The organism is Ralstonia sp. VS2407 (assembly GCF_052950655.1).
Genome location: NZ_JBRFVG010000227.1, coordinates 1 through 476 on the forward strand (window position 1 = coordinate 1; position 476 = coordinate 476).

At 64.3% G+C, this 476-nt stretch carries 1 protein-coding gene; it reads right to left on the minus strand.

Features of this window, described 5'->3' with window-relative positions; translation table 11 throughout:
- The coding region (locus ACU8YE_RS24760; protein ID WP_446930091.1) for a hemagglutinin repeat-containing protein at positions 1-476 on the minus strand (476 nt) is incomplete at both ends.

Sequence of the window (476 nt, forward strand, 5' to 3'; positions counted from 1 at the left end):
CCTCACGGTCACGTCGAACCCGCCCGAGCCGGCCTGGATACCTGCCTGCTCTTTCACGCCCGCATAGTTGCCGTCCGCGTGGCCGTTCTGTGCACTGAAACTAGCCCCGCCGCCGGTCTGGCTGATCGTGAAGCCGCCACCCGCGCTCGACTGATGCGCGGCGCTTACGGTCGTGTCCTGGACGCTCGCCACGTTCAGGTTGCCGCCTACGTCGGCCACAACCTTGTTCGCGTTCACGTTCGCGCCGATCACGTTCGTGTCGCCGCCGCTGACAATGGTCGCGGTCTGGCTGGCGTTGATGTGCGTGTTGTTCTGGATCGCCGCGTCCGAATTCCCGTCGCCGTGCGCGCGCTGCATCGATGCGGAGACGCCGATGCCGTTCGTGCCGATCGACACGCCGACGCTCGACCCAGACGACGAGTTCGAACTCTGCGTTTTGTCCGTATCGGTCGTATTGACGAGATTGACCTGATTGT